Source organism: Nitrosomonas sp. Is35 (genome assembly GCF_033063295.1).
GTDB lineage: Bacteria > Pseudomonadota > Gammaproteobacteria > Burkholderiales > Nitrosomonadaceae > Nitrosomonas.
This window is the reverse complement of record NZ_JAWJZH010000001.1, coordinates 291,959-309,236: the sequence shown is the minus strand read 5'-3', so window position 1 is coordinate 309,236 and position 17,278 is coordinate 291,959. Positions and strand designations below refer to the sequence as shown.

Sequence of the window (17,278 nt, the reverse complement as noted above, 5' to 3'; positions counted from 1 at the left end):
TCAACCTCTATTTGATAGGCGCGAAGCAAAATCTAAAATTCGTAATTCAGCCGGAAGTCAAAGCGCTGATCGCCCACATCGACCTTTCCTTGCCGGTACAGCGGGTAAGCCCAGTCAAACTCACCGCTTAAGAATTTGTGCAATTGCATTCTGAAACCTGCACCAGCACCTGCCAGTTTGTAGAAATCGGGATTACGGGGGAGCGGCTCTTTAATCCATAAAGCCGCGTAATCGAAAAATATGTGCGGACGGAAACTGCGGATGATTTCCCAGCTAGTCGGTTGAAGCATCGGGCTCTGCAACTCAACCGAAAAATTAACGCCGTGATCGCCCAATTGCTGCGTCATGTGGTAACCGCGCACGCTTTGATGACCGCCGACAGAAAATTGCTCATTACTGATGAGCGGTGTATTCGTGATTTGACCTCTTGTCCGCACGGCCACTCTGAAGTCGCCCGGCAGTTCTTGCAAATGCCTGGCCCCTAAAGTCAGATAAGCATAATTGGCTTGCGCCTTAAAGCGCCGGTCTTCAAACTCCTGCGTTTCATTTCCCAAGCCGCGTACCGCAAAATTGGCGGCAGCATTAATAGATGTCACAGCCTTGTTGTAACGCCAATTTCCGTCGTAGCCCAGCTGAAATGCCGTGTAAGAAATGGGCGTGGAATTCTCGTCCTGTCCCTGAACGGTAATGGCTTGGTTAAAATTTTTGTAGTCAAAACCGAGAACCAGATTATGGTTGTAGGTTTCCCGGGTAGCCAAAGGTTTGGTCAAACGCGCGCCATAGATGGTACCGGCGCCGACAACCGTCAATCCGCCGATGGGTGTTCCCAATTTGGTATTCGAGTCAATGCCGATACCATACATCGCCAGACGGGTATCGGAAAAACCGGTCGGCATGACATAAGTGCCTGACCACACCTGAATCTCGCTGGGATTTTCCGGTGTTACTTGATATTGAAAAGACGCGCTATGGAAACGCTGCCATAAGTTGTCGTAACGTAATGTGCCTACAAGGCGCGGACGCGTTGTCCCTTCCGGATTATTGCCGTGGATTTCCAAACTGCCGTGCAATGGAAACGTATCGGCAACCCGCAGTTCGACTTCGGTTTTACCGGGTGTGGAACCAGCGCGGAATATCGGCGTGACTTGGCGATCACCCGATTGTTTGCCCAATGCGGCCACCTGTTCTTGAACGTCCGGCATATGCGGCACTTGTCCCGCAGCCAATGCGGGTACTTGTTCACGGATTTTCCCCAGAGAAAAATAGCGCGACCCGGTAATCTTCAGACGTTCGATGGTACCTTCCATGACTTGCAAACGAACCTGCCCTTCCACCACATCCTGTTCGGGGATTTCCACCAGCACGGTAGGATAACCTTGCTCTTTATAAACCGCTTCCAGGGCTTGGCGGGCGCTTTCAACATCGTCGATGGATTTGTCGTAACCCAGAAATGGATATACCGTTTTTTCAATTAATTGTTGTTCCAGGATGGTATTTCCATCTACTTGCAGCACCAGCAAATCGAATTTTGGCTGCGATTGCCCGGCATGCACCTGTTCCGATGATTTTTGATCTCCCCACGCAGGCATGGATAGACAAGACGCAAGCAGTGAAATGAACAGAGGCAGTATCATTTGGAACATGTAATCAGTAATTAATTAAAAGTAATGAAAAAACTTAACAAAATAACTAAGCATTATTTAGGCAAAGAAAGTGCCTGTGCTCAATGCACAATCCTCATCCGCCCTTCTTTATTGATTGATTAGTAAAAGAAAATAACCAGATTCTTCAAATGAACTCGCCATGCCCCAAAAGAGGCACAGCGAGTCAACTTATCAAATGTTCTGGAATTTATTTCAACTCGAACTCCGTCACACTGGGATCCGCAACCGGTGCAACCTCCAGACTTGGATAGGGGAACGCTTTAGGCGCGCCTCCCACACTCAAATGTGTATAAGGAACAACAGGGTTGTTTTCGTTGAAAGGAACTGCTCCTCTGAAACCGCGAGGATCTTTCGTGGTAGCGAAAATTCCGGAGCGGCCGAAGGTCAGATTGGAATTCGCATTTGCTGCAGCAGCCACAGTCGGGCTACCCAAATCTTGTGCGAAAGCGATCAGTGCACGCGCTTTAATCGCCCAATCAGGATCCCATGGTTTCTCGATTTTCCCCAGGACCACGCCTTCCGCCCAATAGGGATAGGTGCCGGCAGCTACGTTAGCGATGGTCGGTGCATAGCCATCGATTTTGATATAGCGCCAGCCTTGACCACCGGTACCTTCAACCGTTGCCCCTGCGTTGCGGTCACCGGACTGGAATGCTATTCCCCAGCGTTTGGCAAAACCGGCGCCATCCGAGACATTATTCCATCCAGTGCTGTTTGTGCCATTTTGCCAATCTTTCAGCAAATCGTCGGTCGGTCTTGCACCACCCGGAGCCTTGACAATAGGTAACGTCGATTCTTCTTCAAATTCCCCATCGGGGGTGACCGTTGCGGGTGGATTCGATCCCTTGGCAAACGGATAATTGAGCAACTTGGCATGACCTACGGCCCCGATTGCCGCACCTCTGTTACGGCGGCTGATGGCGACCGGGGTTAATTGACCGCCCGTTACCGACTCTTTGGTTGGCGCATCGACACCCGCATCGGAAAGAATCTCTGAATCGGTTAAACTTCTGACTTGATTACCATTGAGCTTATCCACAATCTTCACGTGATCCCACGCCGATATTTTTCCTGCAAATAACGAAGCCAGGAAAGTACGGTTCAGCGATGGCAGGCTTTTATCGTCATAACGGCCGATGACTGTGTCGCTCGGCAATTCTCCGGATCGGATTTGCGCAGCCTGTAACACACGGTATAGATCTTCGGTGACACTGATGCCGTACACCAGACCGCCGGTCGATAGTGCTGCAAAGGTATCCGGGAAACGATCGATATTGGTTGGCCAACCGGACTCAAACTGACCGGAAATCAGCTCTTTAACTTGTTCGGGATAGTTCTCGGTGCCCGGTTTCAACAGAATGTCGGGATCGACGCCAAGAAAACCAGCATCCGAAGGTACCTTAGCTAGGTAGGTGCTGGCATTGGCGCCGGTGATGGTTGCAACCCAACGTTTGGCTCCGTCCGCTGTCCAGGCAGTTTGCGGCAAGCCCTGGATATTCAAATGTTCGAGAGGAATACCCCGGCCATCATTGGCGACCAGTGGGATAACCCCGTAACCGGCCGCACCGTAAGACCGTTTCTCAAACAGAATTTTCCGTCCCGCCAGACCTTCACCTAACGTTGATTTGCCAATGAAGTAATAAGCGCGCCAACGGCCACCGATAGAACCGGTTGAAGTTTTATCACTAAACCAGTCATCGGTTCCCGGCTCAACCAGGGAACTCACGACCGCCAAATCAATCGCTCTATCTTGCGCCGCGCCGCCGGATGTATAAATCACGATGTCAGGCGGACCGTCATTCCATGGCGTCAACGCATGCGCCATATTCGAGCCAGCTAGCAGAGACAGTGCTGCCGCAAGACTTTTTAGTTTGTTTATTTTCATGGTGTAATCCTTACTGTAACAATAAGATGAGAATAAGGGCTTGATGCTCAGTGGCTATACAACCAGCCCCGCAGAGCATTAATGGTGCATTGCAAATACCATATTCATAGTGATACTTGACTCTCGTGACCAATCCAATCCGATCACTTGCGCGCATTATAAGATTGAGTTTCTATATAAGAGAAATAATATATAAATATATTCTTATATTCTTTTAGAATATAAGAAAGGCTTCCTTACCAAAATTAAATGCAAGAAATTACCTCTAAGAAGCACTACCGACGCCAGTCACCGCATTGGTTGCACGTTGCCTGACAGCATTGCGAGAATAAAAACAGAAGACCGGAAATGGCGCGCTGTATCGATGTCAAAGCGCAATCCGCACGGCCGTCATGGAGAATTGCAAGTTAAAACAATAAATGCGAACATTGCCACCATAGACTTTCAAGACATGAATATCCGCACCACTTGAGAGCCGGATCGATAATCTAAAGTAAGAACTTTTAGCGAGAAATATTGGAAAACACACTCATTCCCTACCAAGCTGTTAGAACAATCCCTGGTAATTGCGCACTTGTATTTGCTCCCCATCCCGACGATGAAGTATTCGGTTGTGGCGGAGCCATTATGCGCCACGTTGAACAAGGCATTCCTGTTCACGTTATCGTAGTATCCGATGGCGCTTATGGCGCAAGCGAAGAAACAAAAGCTGAATACATTCTGCAGCGTCAACAGGAGAGCGTGGCCGCAGCTGAGATACTTGGCTATGGCACACCGGTTTTCTGGCAACACCAGGATCGGCAAGTCTGCTATGGCGAGAAACTGATTCAGGAAATTTTGACCGCCATCCGCGAAACCGGCGCTGATCTGGTGTATGTTCCATCGGTTTTTGAAATGCATCCGGACCATCGCGCGTTGAGTATGGCAGCTGTTGAGGCTGTCAGACGCATCGGTGCTATGGTCAACATTGCATTGTACGAAGTGGGCATTCCATTGCCCCCCAATCAGTTACTCGATATCAGCGATTTGGTTGCACGTAAGGCAGCCGCGATGGCCTGTTTTATTTCACAAAATACAAAGCAGCGCTACGATCAGCATATTGCATCACTGAATCACTACCGCACCTATACACTGCCGGCCGATGTCATCGCGGCAGAAGCCTATACACTCCTTTCCTCGGAAGAGTTAGCAAACGATCCACTCAAACTCTATCAATCCGAGCACACCCGCCAAAAACTACTGGGACTTCCGCTGGATAGCAGCGATCTGCCACTGGTCAGCGTCATTATCCGCAGCATGGATCGGCCCACGCTACCCGATGCATTGGATTCCGTAGCTTTGCAGACTTATCAGCATATCGAAGTGGTGGTGGTGGACGCAAAGGGGGAAGACCATCGAAAACTAGGTGAATGGTGCGGGCGCTTTCCACTCAGAACCATTGAGAATGGCGAACCATTGGATCGAAGCCGGGCAGCCAACATCGGGCTGCATTCGGTGAAAGGAAACTATCTGATTTTCCTTGATGACGATGATTTATTTTATCCGGAACACATTACAAACCTAGTTACTGCGCTACAAAATCATCCCGGCGTTCGATGCGTATACTCTGGCGTACGCGTTGAACACTATGTGGATTGGCAACTTCAGGAAGTCACTGCATTTAACGAACCTTACGATCAACGCCGGCTTTGGGGCAGAAATTTTATCCCGATTCATGCCATGCTGTTTGAACAGTCTTTAGTCACGCAAGATCATTGCGGTTTTGATGAAAACCTGCAGGTATTTGAAGATTGGGATTTCTGGATTCAAGTCGCACAGCACAGCGAAATATTGCATATCGACAACATTACCGCCATTTATCACAATTATGGACACTCCGGCTTAGGGCTCCAGCAAGATGAAACTTTTCTAAAGGAATCGAGAAGCAAAGTTTACGATAAATGGAAAATGCTGCTAACCGGTAAGCAATTGGAGGATTTAATTGAATACCGTGAAGATTTGATATCCAGTTTTCGCAGCCAATTAGCGCATAGTGAACATTTGGGATTCAATCTTCGCAACCAGTTAGCTGATAGCGAGCATTTGATATCCGGCCTTCGCAATCAGTTAACGGAAAGTGAACACTTGATATCCAGTCTTCGCAGCCAATTAGCTAGTAATGAACACTTGCTTGCTTCGCTACACAGTCAACTGAATCAAAACACAATTGCAAGTACTCAGCGTGAGCAATCCCTGCAAACAATAATCAGTGATCTGCAAAAAACAATTCATGACATATTTCACTCAACTTCATGGAAAATCACGGCTCCTTTACGGTTCCTTGTTCGGATAATCCGCGGACAGCATTACGCCGCTTGGGATGGGGTGCGGCGCAGAATTTTCCCGTTACTCAAAGCTATCTACTGGCAATTTCCGGTGCGATGGCGCAAAAATGCATTGAATATCGCCTATCGCGTCGCCGGTCCGCTATTTTCCGGGATGGGGCATTATGAGACATGGCGTGCCAGCAAGGCCGGTCATTCGACTCCAGGGACTGTGGATTCCTATGGCTCTCTGGCAGGCATGGTCGATCTTTCCACGATTGCACCGCTAGCAACACCGCCAGCCGGACGCATTGCGATCCACGCGCATATTTTTTACGCGGATCTGGCAGCAGAATTTGCAAGCTATCTGGGTAACATGCCTTTTCCGTATGACTTGTTTGTTTCAACGCCCGATGAGGCAGCACGCCAAAGATGCCAGCATGCTTTTTCTCGTTTGCCGCATCTAGGGCAACTAATCGTCACTATCGTGCCCAACCGCGGACGCGATATTGCCCCCATGTTTTGTACTTTTGGCACAGCATTACAAGAATATGATTATATAGCGCATATTCATAGCAAAAAATCGCTATATACCAATGGCGCGGCCGACGGCTGGCGCGAATACTTGTTGACCCATTTATTGAGCAGTCCATTACAAATCCAGAAAATCTTTTCATTATTAAGCGGTGACAAAAATATTGGCTTTATTTATCCGCATAATTCAACCGTTCTGCCTTATTGGGCCAATACTTGGCTCTCCAATAAAGCCAATGGATATATTCTGTGTAAAAAACTGGGCATCGCCGATTTTCCAATCGGCTATTTTGACTTCCCGGCCGGATCGATGTTCTGGGCGCAATCCAAAGCATTACAACCTTTATTCGACGCTCATCTTAGAATCGAAGATTTTCCCGAAGAAACCGGACAAACCGATGCGACACTGGCACATTGCATTGAACGATTATTTGTCTTGGTTGCGCGGAAATCCGGCCAAAATGCGGTTATTCTCTGGGATAAGCCATCCAATCACTGGTCTCGCTGGCGTATTGACCAGTACCTGTTACACAAACCGGAAGACATCCACGCTCAACTCAGAAACCCCGCCATACACCTGGTAGTATTCGATATATTCGATACATTGATCACGCGCCCGCTGCTGGATCCTGAAAGTATCAAGCGAATCGTCGCCCGGCGTACCGGTGGCCAAGCAGGTCAGCTTTATCTTGAATTCCGCGCTGCGGCAGAAAACGAGGCGCGCCGGATCGCAGGACACGATGTTGGTTTGGATGCCATTTTCAAACAATTCGCGGCCTTGTCCGGCCTTTCAGCAGATGCCGTTGAAGAAATCTGCGAACTTGAGAAAACCATCGAACTGGCAATCGTGTCACCCCGCCCGGAAACAATTGCCTTATTTAAACTCGCTATCAATCTCGGCAAACGCGTCGTTCTTGCCAGCGACATGTATCTACCCCGGTCCGTCATTGAAACCATGCTGACGCGCTGTGGAATCGAGGGATGGCATAAGTTTCACCTATCTTCCGACAATCGATTGAGAAAAGATACCGGTCATTTTTACCGCCAACTCCTGGCCGATGAAAATGTATTGCCCCATGAAATCCTGGTCATCGGTGATAACGAACATTCTGATGTGCAAATACCGGTCGATATGGGATTCAGAACCATGCATATTATGCGCCCCGTCGAACTTGCGCGGGCAACTCCGCGTTTTGAACCGGTTATCGAACGAGCTCTCTATCGGGATGCCCGAAATGATCTGAATAAGCAGCTTACACTCGGAGTCATCACACAAGGCAACTTCCACCCCGTGTTCTATCCCCGCTTCGATCCGGCCGACTTTGTTCCCGCTTCACCTTGGGCGATTGGATTCACCATCGCGGGTCCCCTGGTACTCTCTTTCGTGCAATGGTTAGTTAAAAATGCGGCAACCGATAGCATGAAACGGTTATATTTTCTCGCACGAGAAGGTCAAATACTCAAAATAGTTTACGATTTGTGGGTATCCGGCAAAGCGGATGCTGTTGCATCTGAATATCTAGTGCTCTCACGCCGCGCAATCACGGTGCCGATGATTTCGAATCTGGATGATATTTTCAAAATCGCGTGTACTCACTATGCGCCCAACCCAATGCCGGATTTTATTTTTGAGCGGTATGGATTAAGCCTGTCAGACGAAGAGTGTCAGGAATTGGCGCACCGCAAAATATGGCCAATGAAAAAAATGGTTGCGGTTGAAGAAGAAAATATCGATCATCTGAAACCGCTGTTGCAAGCACTCGAAGCGCGAATCCTGAATCAAGCTGAACAAGAACGCCCCGGATTAATGGCCTATTTGCATCATCTTGGATTACACAAAGACTCGGCTGCCGCCATTGTCGATATTGGTTATGCGGCGACAACACAAAAACGCCTCAATCAGCTTCTGGGACAAAAAATACATGGCTATTATTTGATGACACTTGACTCGGCAGAACAGGTTGCTTTGAAACATCAAGTCATTGCACAGGGTTACTATTATCATTATGCTAAACCGACTGCTACTGAACCAATCATATATAGAAAAAGTTTTACAATTGAAAAATTTCTAAGCGCCGATGACGCGCAAGTAGTGTGCTACAGAAAAACCAATTCAACCGATATAACACCCGAATTCCGCGAGCAATCACATGAAGAACGCCAAACTGCGGCAACACGCGCGGAAATCCGCCGAGGTATTCTGGATTTTGTTAACCAATCCATCCATCTCAGAGATAACTTATTAACTGATTTTGAAGTCCCCGGAGAAGTTGCAGAAGATCTTTTCTTGCAGTTTATTAAAAACCCCTCCGGATCAGAAACTGATTTGCTGCGCACATTAGTATTGGATGATTATTATTATGGCCACGGTCTGGTGCGTTAACAAACGATCATCGCGTGCTATAAAATGCCGTCCAATTGTCGTTCCACCAAATATCAATAAGAAACCTTTGTATTTCAATTGGTTTTCGAAATACATCAATACCAACAAAAGCAAGCCTACAAATGACCAATCTATTTAAATACGTTCCAGCCGCAATAAACATTCTAAGAACACAAGGATTACGTGCCTTACTCACTCGAATCTACAAAAAGTGCTTTTCTACGCCTCAGATAGCCCTTCCACAGAAAAATGATTATGCAATAGCAACCCGCTATCACCCGCTTAGTTTTCCAGAGACCGCTCATCCCGATATTTCTATTATCATCCCGGTTCACAACAAACATTTGTACACTTTCACCTGCCTTAAATCGATTTATGAAAACAGCGCAGAAAGCACCTATGAAGTGATTGTCGTGGATGACGCATCAACCGATGAAACCGCCAAGATGCTCAATGACATCAAAGGAATTACAGTCATCCACAATATAGAGAACAAGGGGTTCATCTATTCTTGCAATGCCGGGGTTAATGCCGCAAAAGGGCGTTTTATCGTACTGTTGAACAACGATACTATTGTCACTCGCGACTGGTTGAACGGGTTAACAAACACATTCTCGGATTTTCCCGATGCCGGCTTGGTGGGAGTCAAACTGGTTTATCCCGATGGCAAGTTGCAAGAAGCCGGAGGTATCGTGTGGCAGGATGCTTCAGCCTGGAATTATGGGCGCAGCGATGATCCGGAAAAGCCGGAATATTCCTATTGCAGAGCAGTTGATTATTGTTCAGGCGCTTGCTTAATGATTAAACGGCAAGATCTTATCGATCTCGGACTATTGGATGACTACTATACCCCGGCTTATTATGAAGACACCGATCTCGCTTTCCGGGTCAGGAAGGCTGGAAAGAAAGTGTACTATCAGCCCGCCGTTACGGTCATTCATTTTGAAGGCGTGTCTTCCGGAACAGATGTCACGCAAGGCACCAAACGTTATCAGACGGTTAACCATGAAAAGTTTTACCGGCGCTGGCGTGAAACGCTGCAATCTCACCGGACCAACGGAGATATGCCCCATCTTGAGAAAGAACGCGACGTCAGCAAGCGTGTGCTGGTCCTGGATGATCTGGTTCTAATGCCCGACAATGATTCCGGCTCATTACGCATGTTTAATTTGTTGCATATTTTCAAAAAACTAGGATACAAAGTCAGTTTTATCGCAAAAACGCTTGCATACCATCCGGTTTATACGCGAAAAATGCAATCTATCGGTATCGAATGCTTTTATTTGCCTTATCTGGACTCGATTCATTCGCATTTGATGGCACATGGGCATCTATATGATGTTGTATTACTCAGCCGGGTAAATGTTGCCGAGCAATTCATAGACACCGCAAAAGAATACTGCACCAATGCAATGATACTGTTCGATACCGTGGATCTACATTTCTTGCGTGAACAGCGGCAAGCATTGATCAATCAGGACAAACAGCAATTGGCTGCAGCCGAGAGGCTAAAACTGCAGGAATTGAGCACTGCACGTAAAGCGGATAAAACATTATTAGTCAGCCCGGTAGAAATTGAATTATTTAAACAAGAAGCTCCCGATGTGCCGGTAGTGCTGTTATCGAATATTCATCAAAACCAGGAAACCGTTTACGGATATCAAGAAAGAAAGGATATTCTGTTTATCGGCGGCTTTGAACACCGGCCTAATGTTGATGCAATGGAATTTTTTATTCACGAAATTTTCCCGATACTCCATTCATTAAAAACGGATTTAAAACTTTTGATTATCGGCTCCAATATTCCTCCCAAAATTGCTGCTCACGCTTCCTCGCATATCATTATTAAAGGCTTTGTATCAGACATAAAACCAATTTTTGATCGTATCAGACTATCTATCGCCCCCATTCGTTATGGCGCTGGCGTTAAAGGCAAAATCAACACCAGCATGACTTACGGTGTGCCGGTAATTGCCACCACAATCGCAGCCGAAGGAATGAATCTCGTGCACGGCAAAGACATCCTGGTTGCAGACACTCCGGAAGACTTCGCCAGGCAAATTGTCCGTGCCTACGATGATGAGCAATTATGGACAAGTTTGTCCAATTCTGGGAAAGTTAATATCGAGGAGCATTTCTCATTTGCTGTTGCCGAACGCCAACTGCGCACTATTCTGCAAGATGGCCGGAATTCCAAGAATACGGCCAATCAAGCAATTAATGCTTGAGTAAATCATACTTAATCATGCAACCTGATCATGCTCTGCAAAACGAATGACTCGCGCGCAGAACCCTTTTATTTCTGTCATCGTCGTCAATTACAATTCCGGAGAGATGCTGTCCAAAGCTTTGTCTGCGTTAGCGGAGCAAACCTACTCAAATTTCGAGGTTATCGTAATAGATAACCACAGCGTGGATAATTCCTGGCAAGCGGCCGAGAAAACAAACTTCCCATGCCGCCTTGTCCGCCTAAATGAAAATACCGGTTTCGCAGCTGCAAATAACCTCGCTGTGGCGGATTATATTCACAGTGATTGGATTTTTTTTCTGAACCCCGATGCTTATCCTGAGCCGGAATGCCTAGAAGTAATTGTAAAAAATATTAATCGGATTACGGACGTCGATTGTTTTGCCTGTGCACTAATTGACGCAAATAAACCATCACATTTGGATGGACTGGGCGATGCTTACCACATATCCGGATTACATTGGCGCAACGGCCATGGATACCCTTGCGATATCACACCCAAGCAGCCGGTAGAGATTTTTTCAGCATGTGCAGCCGCGGCAATATACCGCACCGAAACATATCGCCGGTTAGGCGGCTTCGATGAAGCTTATTTTGCTTACTCTGAAGATGTCGATCTTGGTTTTCGTCTGCGGCTTACCGGTGGTAAAAGCTTGTTACTACCCGATGCTAAAGTTCATCACGTCGGTTCAGGTATCACAGGAAGCTCGAGCGACTTCTCTGTTTATCATGGGCATCGTAACTTAACTTGGACATTTATCAAGAATATGCCCAGTCCGCTCATTTTTATCCTCTTGCCGGTTCATCTAGCCATGATTCTTTACGTGGGATTTTTTTATGCTGCTTCTGGCCGTCTTAGGCTTTATTGGCAAGCTAAAATCGATGCCTTTAAGCATATCGGATCATTATTGAAGCAAAGAAAAAAAATTCAGAGTAAGCGGGTCTGTTCTAGCTTAAGCTTGCTGCAATTGATGGCTTGGCTGCCGCGTAGAGCTCCTATTAAAGCACCGGCTAAACTAGAAAATACAACCCATTGACACTGTGAGATAATTACCGATAATACTGAGCAGCAGTTATTTCACCTCATAGCGGCTTTATTTGAAGATAGACAATGCACGCTCCACAACAAATCTGCCACGACATAAAAGAACGGTGCACACAACCCATAACGGTAATAATCGTCAACTATAATGCCGGACGAATATTAACCCAGTGTGTTCAGGCAGTTTTGCAACAAGTTCAGCAAGTCTTAGTCATTGACAATGCTTCATCTGATTCCAGTCTGTCAGAACTTGAATCCAGTTTTGCCGCAGACAATCACCTCCAGATAGTCCGCCTCAATAGTAATGCCGGTTTTGCCGCCGGTTGCAACACTGGCCTTAGCGCAGCAACGCAACCCTATATGCTTTTCTTGAATCCGGATTGCATTCTGCAGGAAAATTCACTGCAGCGTATGCTGCGCGTAATGGAATCGGATCCTCGGATCGGTATGATTGGCGGCTATCTCGTTAACCCGGATGGTTCCGAGCAAGGCGGCGGGCGGCGCGCCATACCTACGCCATGGCGGGCTTTCGTGCGCGCCATCGGTTTGCATCGTCTGGAAAAATACTGGCCGCGGTTGTTTTTTGATTTTCATCTGGATAAACAGCCTTTACCCCAAGCCCCCATCGAAGTAGAAGCGATATCCGGCGCATTGATGCTGGTAAGGCGTCAAGCCATCGACGATGTCGGCCCCTGGGACGAGCACTATTTCCTGCATTGCGAGGACTTGGATTGGTGCATGCGGTTCAAACAAAAAAACTGGAAAATTGTTTTTGTGCCGGATGCGCCGGTTGTTCATTTCCAGGGAACCTGCAGCCGCGCCCGGCCGTACTTCGTTTCTTGGCATAAACATAAGGGCATGCTGCGTTTTTACCGGAAATTCTTCCGTCAGCGCTATCCCGGCATATTAATGGGATTGATTACTTTAGGTGTATGGCTGCGCTTCAGCGCCACAGTACTAGTCTATGCGGCGCAAAATTGTTACCGGACATTGAAATTCAAGCATGAATGAGCAGCGCGTCGGATTGCTGGGTGCAACAAGCCTGACAGGAGAATGTTTAATCAGGAAACTGATTGAGTATGGCTGGCATGTCACCGCATTCTCTCGCCATTCCATCACAAACAAAACACTGCACCCACAGATCACGTGGCGACAATTTGCTACAATGGATAGCACGAAAGTTTGCAATGAAAACAATAAAATTCGCGCTTGGTTATGTGTGGCACCGATTTGGGTGTTATCCGAGCACTTTGATCTTTTATCGGCTTACGGCGCTCGACGGATCGTCGTATTATCCTCCACCAGTCGTTTCACCAAAAATACTTCATCCGATCCCAACGAAAGAAAAATTGCACAACAATTGATTGAAAGCGAAGAGTTACTGCAAACATGGGCCGCCGCACATGAGGTAGAATGCGTCATTTTGCGCCCGACACTGATTTACGGATACGGGCGTGACAAAAATATTGCTGAAATTGCACAATTTATCCGCCGGTTTGGGTTCTTTCCCTTGTTCGGCTCAGCGAGCGGTTTGCGGCAGCCGATCCATGTGGAAGATGTGGCCACTGCATGCTATGCCGCGCTGAGCAGGGAAAATTTAAGCCACCGGACTTACAACCTCAGCGGCGAGGAAACTTTGACCTATCGCGCAATGGTTGAGCGCGTATTCGCGGCGATGCACCGTACTCCACGCATGTTGACAGTGCCGCTATGGCTTTTCCGGATCGCAACATGGGGACTGCGATGGCTGCCGAAGTACCGCAATTGGACCACGGCAATGGCGGAAAGAATGAATCAGGACTTGAAATTTGACTGTTCCGAAGCCACACGGGAGTTAGATTTTTCTCCACGATCATTCAAACTGACTGCAGAAGATTTACCAGTTCAACACTAACAATCGACAACTATCATCAATTCAATGGATCACGTATTCACTGATGAATTATTCAACACCATGGCGTTAATATCCCAATGAAGTTTAAATTTAAAGCGCCTCAGAATGAAATTGCGCAGGTACTGACCGGCTTTAAGAAGACCTTTAGAAACATTGGTGTTTTTAGTGCAGTCATCAACATGCTGATGCTCATGCCGGCCATTTACATGCTGCAACTGTATGACAGCGTGCTAACCAGCCGCAATGAAATGACCTTGTTGATGCTGACATTGATCATGTTAGGCGCCTACATTTTCATGGGTGCGCTGGAATTCGTCCGCAGCTTTGTATTGATCCGTGTCGGCGCGCAACTCGATATGAAGTTGAACAAGCGCGTTTACACCGCCGCCTTTGAGGAAAGTCTCAAAAAAGGCGATAGCAACGCCGGGCAAGCGTTAAAAGATCTGACCAATCTACGGCAATTCCTGACCGGCAATGCCTTGTTCGCTTTCTTTGACGCACCATGGTTTCCGATTTATTTGTTCGTGATATTCATGTTTCATCCCATTCTAGGGGTTTTCGCTTTATGCGGCACAGTCATACTGATTGCATTAGCGTACATCAATGAGAAAATCTCGCATAAACCGCTAGCCGAAGCCAATTCGATGTCGATTGCGTCCAGCAATATCGCCTCCAACAATTTGCGCAATGCCGAAGTCATCGAAGCGATGGGTATGCTGCCTAATCTCCAAGCACGCTGGTATAAGCTGCATCGCCGTTTTCTCAATTTGCAAGCCGAGGCCAGCGAGAAATCCGGCATCGTCACCGCGCTGTCAAAATCTTGTACCGTCGCATTGCAGTCGCTGATGCTGGGATTAGGCGCCTTATTGGTGCTGGATAACAGCATCACGCCGGGCATGATGATCGCCGGTTCAATCCTGTTGGGCAGAGCCATCGCACCGGTACAGTTACTCATCAGCGTGTGGAAGCAGATTGGCGGCACCCGCAGCGCTTATGAGCGTCTGACGCAATTGCTTGAACAGAATCCGGAGCGAACGGCTGGCATGGCGCTGCCTAAACCGCTCGGCGTGATTGCGGTGGAAAATGTCACGGCAGCGCCGCCCGGCAGTAAAGTTCCCGTCATCAAGGGATTGAATTTTTCCCTCGCTGCCGGTGAAGTGCTCGGTATTATTGGCCCGAGCGGATCGGGGAAATCAACTCTGGCGCGCTTATTGGTCGGCGTGTGGCCGGCAGCGGCGGGGAAAGTCAGATTGGATGGCGCCGATGTTTATCTGTGGAACAAGGATGAATTGGGCCCGCATATCGGTTATCTGCCGCAGGATATCGAGCTCTTCGCTGGCACGGTTTCGGAAAATATCGCCCGTTTTGGCGAAATCAACGCGGAAAAAGTTATTCTGGCAGCCAGACGTGCCGGGGTTCACGACATGATCTTGAATATGCCGGAAGGTTACGACACGCATCTGGGTGACGGCGGCGCCGGTCTTTCCGGCGGACAAAAACAACGCATCGGTTTGGCGCGCGCCATGTATGACGATCCATCCCTGATTGTTCTTGATGAACCCAACTCAAACCTGGACGATGTCGGAGAACAGGCGCTTCTGGCAGCCATCACCGATCTGCGCATACGCGGCAAAACCATCGTGTTGATCACACACCGCACCAGTATTCTCAGTGTAACCACTAAATTGCTGCTATTGCAGGACGGCGCAGCAAAAATATTCGGGCCGACCAATCAAGTGGTGGAGGCGCTCGCAAAGCAACAACAAGCGCATCAGGCACAGCTGGCGCAAAAGAAAGCCGGGCAGCAAGCTGCGCAAAATCCAGCACCCCCAGCACCTCCAACCACTCCTGCGGTCGACTCTCAAACCAGCTAATTTTTACCGCGCCTTTCAACCTTACCTTGAGCACATACAGATTACCGGACAGGAAGAATAATGAAGCTTGCAGCTGAAGAAAAAAAGACCGTTATTGAAAATGTTCCCGCCGATTTATCCCATCAGGTTGACATCGATGAGACGCTCCATACCAAATTGGGCTGGTGGATCGTTTTGGCAGGCTTTGGCGGATTTATCCTATGGGCATCTTTCGCACCATTGGATAAAGGCGTGCCGGTTCCTGGCACAGTCACGGTCGCCAGTCATCTGCAAGCGGTCCAGCATCAAATCGGTGGCATTATCGACAGCATTCTGGTGAAGGAAGGAGAGCATGTCGCGGTTGGCCAAGTTTTAGTCCGGATGAATGATGTTCAGCTCAAAGCGCAAGCTGAAATCACCCGCAGTCAACTGTATACCGCGCGCGCAGTGGAAGCGCGTCTATTGGCGGAGCGCGATGGCAGCAAGGAAATCACTTTTCCGCAAGACTTGCTGACATTCCAGCATGATCCGCGCATTGCCAATAACATCATCACTCAGAACCAATTATTCACATCGCGCCAGTTAGCCTTGCATCATGAAATCGCAGCACTGGAAGAAAATATTGCAGGCTCAAGAATGCAATTGCGTGGACTGGAAGCTTCGCGGAGCAGTAAAAATGCGCAATTGAAGTTTCTGGAAGAACAGCTTGTCAACCTGCGCGACTTGGCACAGGATGGTTTCGTCCCGCGCAATCGCGTGTTGGAACTCGAACGCACGTATACCCAATTGACCGGGGAGATTTCTGCGGAAACCGGCAATATCGGCCGCATCCAGCGCCAAATAGCCGAACTGGAACAACGGCGCATCCACCGCCAGCAGGAATACCAGAAAGAAGTGCGGCAACAGTTATCCGATATCAAACGGGAAATTGATTCTTTAAGCAGCCGCCTGAGCGGACAGGATTTTGAACTGGCCAACGTGGAAGTCAAAGCACCTGTGGACGGTTTTGTGGTCGGTATGAACGTTTTTACCGAAGGCGGTGTGATCAGCCCGGGATTTAAGCTCATGGATATCGTTCCGAGCGATGATATGCTGATCATTACCGGGCAAGTGCCGGTTCATCTGATTGACCGGGTGCACGTCGACCTTCCTGTCGATCTTATTTTTTCCGCGTTGAATCAAAAGCAAACCCCTAACATACCGGGCACCGTCACTCAGGTATCAGCGGATCGTCTTATGGATGAACGCAGCGGGCTTCCGTTTTATAATATCAAGGCTAAGGTTACGCCGGAAGGCATGAGAAAGCTGACCGATCAACAAATACGTGCCGGCATGCCGGTGGAAATATTCATTAAAACCGGTGAACGCTCGTTGATGAGCTACCTCTTCAAACCGATCCTGGATCGTGTTCATTCGGCCTTGAGTGAAGAATAACGGTAATGATAGATATCCGTAAAATTTTAGTCTTAGCC

At 48.1% G+C, this 17,278-nt stretch carries 9 protein-coding genes; 7 read left to right on the top strand and 2 right to left on the bottom strand.

The annotated features are described in order from the left end of the window. Positions 1-32: 32 nt before the first annotated feature. Together R2083_RS01490 and R2083_RS01485 are read right to left on the bottom strand one after the other, a co-directional pair. On the bottom strand, positions 33-1,643 hold the full coding sequence (locus R2083_RS01490; protein WP_317537276.1) for a ShlB/FhaC/HecB family hemolysin secretion/activation protein: 1,611 nt from the start codon (positions 1,641-1,643) through the stop codon (positions 33-35). Between the two features lie 208 nt (positions 1,644-1,851). After that, complete coding sequence (locus tag R2083_RS01485) at positions 1,852-3,549, bottom strand: hypothetical protein (protein WP_317529784.1); 1,698 nt, start codon at positions 3,547-3,549, stop codon at positions 1,852-1,854. Positions 3,550-4,065: 516 nt separating this feature from the next. On the opposite strand from R2083_RS01485, the gene R2083_RS01480 reads away from it, so the two are divergent. The 7 genes from R2083_RS01480 to R2083_RS01450 all read left to right on the top strand — a co-directional run bounded on the left by R2083_RS01480 (position 4,066) and on the right by R2083_RS01450 (position 17,240). Further along, positions 4,066-8,769 carry a rhamnan synthesis F family protein gene (locus tag R2083_RS01480; protein WP_317537275.1) on the top strand — a complete coding sequence of 1,568 codons (4,704 nt, stop codon included), beginning with the start codon at positions 4,066-4,068 and terminating at the stop codon, positions 8,767-8,769. Positions 8,770-8,891: 122 nt separating this feature from the next. After that, on the top strand, positions 8,892-10,997 hold the full coding sequence (locus tag R2083_RS01475) for a glycosyltransferase (protein ID WP_317537274.1): 2,106 nt from the start codon (positions 8,892-8,894) through the stop codon (positions 10,995-10,997). Between the two features lie 46 nt (positions 10,998-11,043). Continuing rightward, positions 11,044-12,054 (top strand): glycosyltransferase family 2 protein, encoded by a 1,011-nt coding sequence (locus R2083_RS01470; protein WP_317529781.1) that lies wholly within the window; start codon positions 11,044-11,046, stop codon positions 12,052-12,054. A 74-nt stretch (positions 12,055-12,128) separates the two neighbouring features. Continuing rightward, positions 12,129-13,070 carry a glycosyltransferase family 2 protein gene (locus R2083_RS01465; protein WP_317537273.1) on the top strand — a complete coding sequence of 314 codons (942 nt, stop codon included), beginning with the start codon at positions 12,129-12,131 and terminating at the stop codon, positions 13,068-13,070. Further along, positions 13,063-13,953 (top strand): NAD-dependent epimerase/dehydratase family protein, encoded by an 891-nt coding sequence (locus R2083_RS01460; RefSeq protein ID WP_317537272.1) that lies wholly within the window; start codon positions 13,063-13,065, stop codon positions 13,951-13,953. Before R2083_RS01465 ends, R2083_RS01460 begins: the two co-directional genes overlap by 8 nt. A 77-nt stretch (positions 13,954-14,030) precedes the next feature. Further along, positions 14,031-15,827 (top strand): type I secretion system permease/ATPase, encoded by a 1,797-nt coding sequence (locus R2083_RS01455; protein ID WP_317537271.1) that lies wholly within the window; start codon positions 14,031-14,033, stop codon positions 15,825-15,827. A gap of 60 nt (positions 15,828-15,887) precedes the next feature. Continuing rightward, entirely contained in the window at positions 15,888-17,240 is a 1,353-nt protein-coding gene (locus R2083_RS01450) for an HlyD family type I secretion periplasmic adaptor subunit (RefSeq protein WP_317537270.1), read from the top strand. Positions 17,241-17,278: the final 38 nt, after the last annotated feature.

What these genes read in the sequence shown, in the direction of transcription:
- R2083_RS01460 (WP_317537272.1), top strand. Translation starts at nt 13,063, where the DNA reads ATGAATGAGCAGCGCGTCGGATTGCTGGGTGCAACAAGCCTGACAGGA.
- R2083_RS01450 (WP_317537270.1), top strand. Translation starts at nt 15,888, where the DNA reads ATGAAGCTTGCAGCTGAAGAAAAAAAGACCGTTATTGAAAATGTTCCC.
- R2083_RS01455 (WP_317537271.1), top strand. Translation starts at nt 14,031, where the DNA reads ATGAAGTTTAAATTTAAAGCGCCTCAGAATGAAATTGCGCAGGTACTG.
- R2083_RS01485 (WP_317529784.1), bottom strand. Translation starts at nt 3,549, where the DNA reads ATGAAAATAAACAAACTAAAAAGTCTTGCGGCAGCACTGTCTCTGCTA.
- R2083_RS01475 (WP_317537274.1), top strand. Translation starts at nt 8,892, where the DNA reads ATGACCAATCTATTTAAATACGTTCCAGCCGCAATAAACATTCTAAGA.
- R2083_RS01465 (WP_317537273.1), top strand. Translation starts at nt 12,129, where the DNA reads ATGCACGCTCCACAACAAATCTGCCACGACATAAAAGAACGGTGCACA.
- R2083_RS01470 (WP_317529781.1), top strand. Translation starts at nt 11,044, where the DNA reads ATGACTCGCGCGCAGAACCCTTTTATTTCTGTCATCGTCGTCAATTAC.
- R2083_RS01490 (WP_317537276.1), bottom strand. Translation starts at nt 1,643, where the DNA reads ATGTTCCAAATGATACTGCCTCTGTTCATTTCACTGCTTGCGTCTTGT.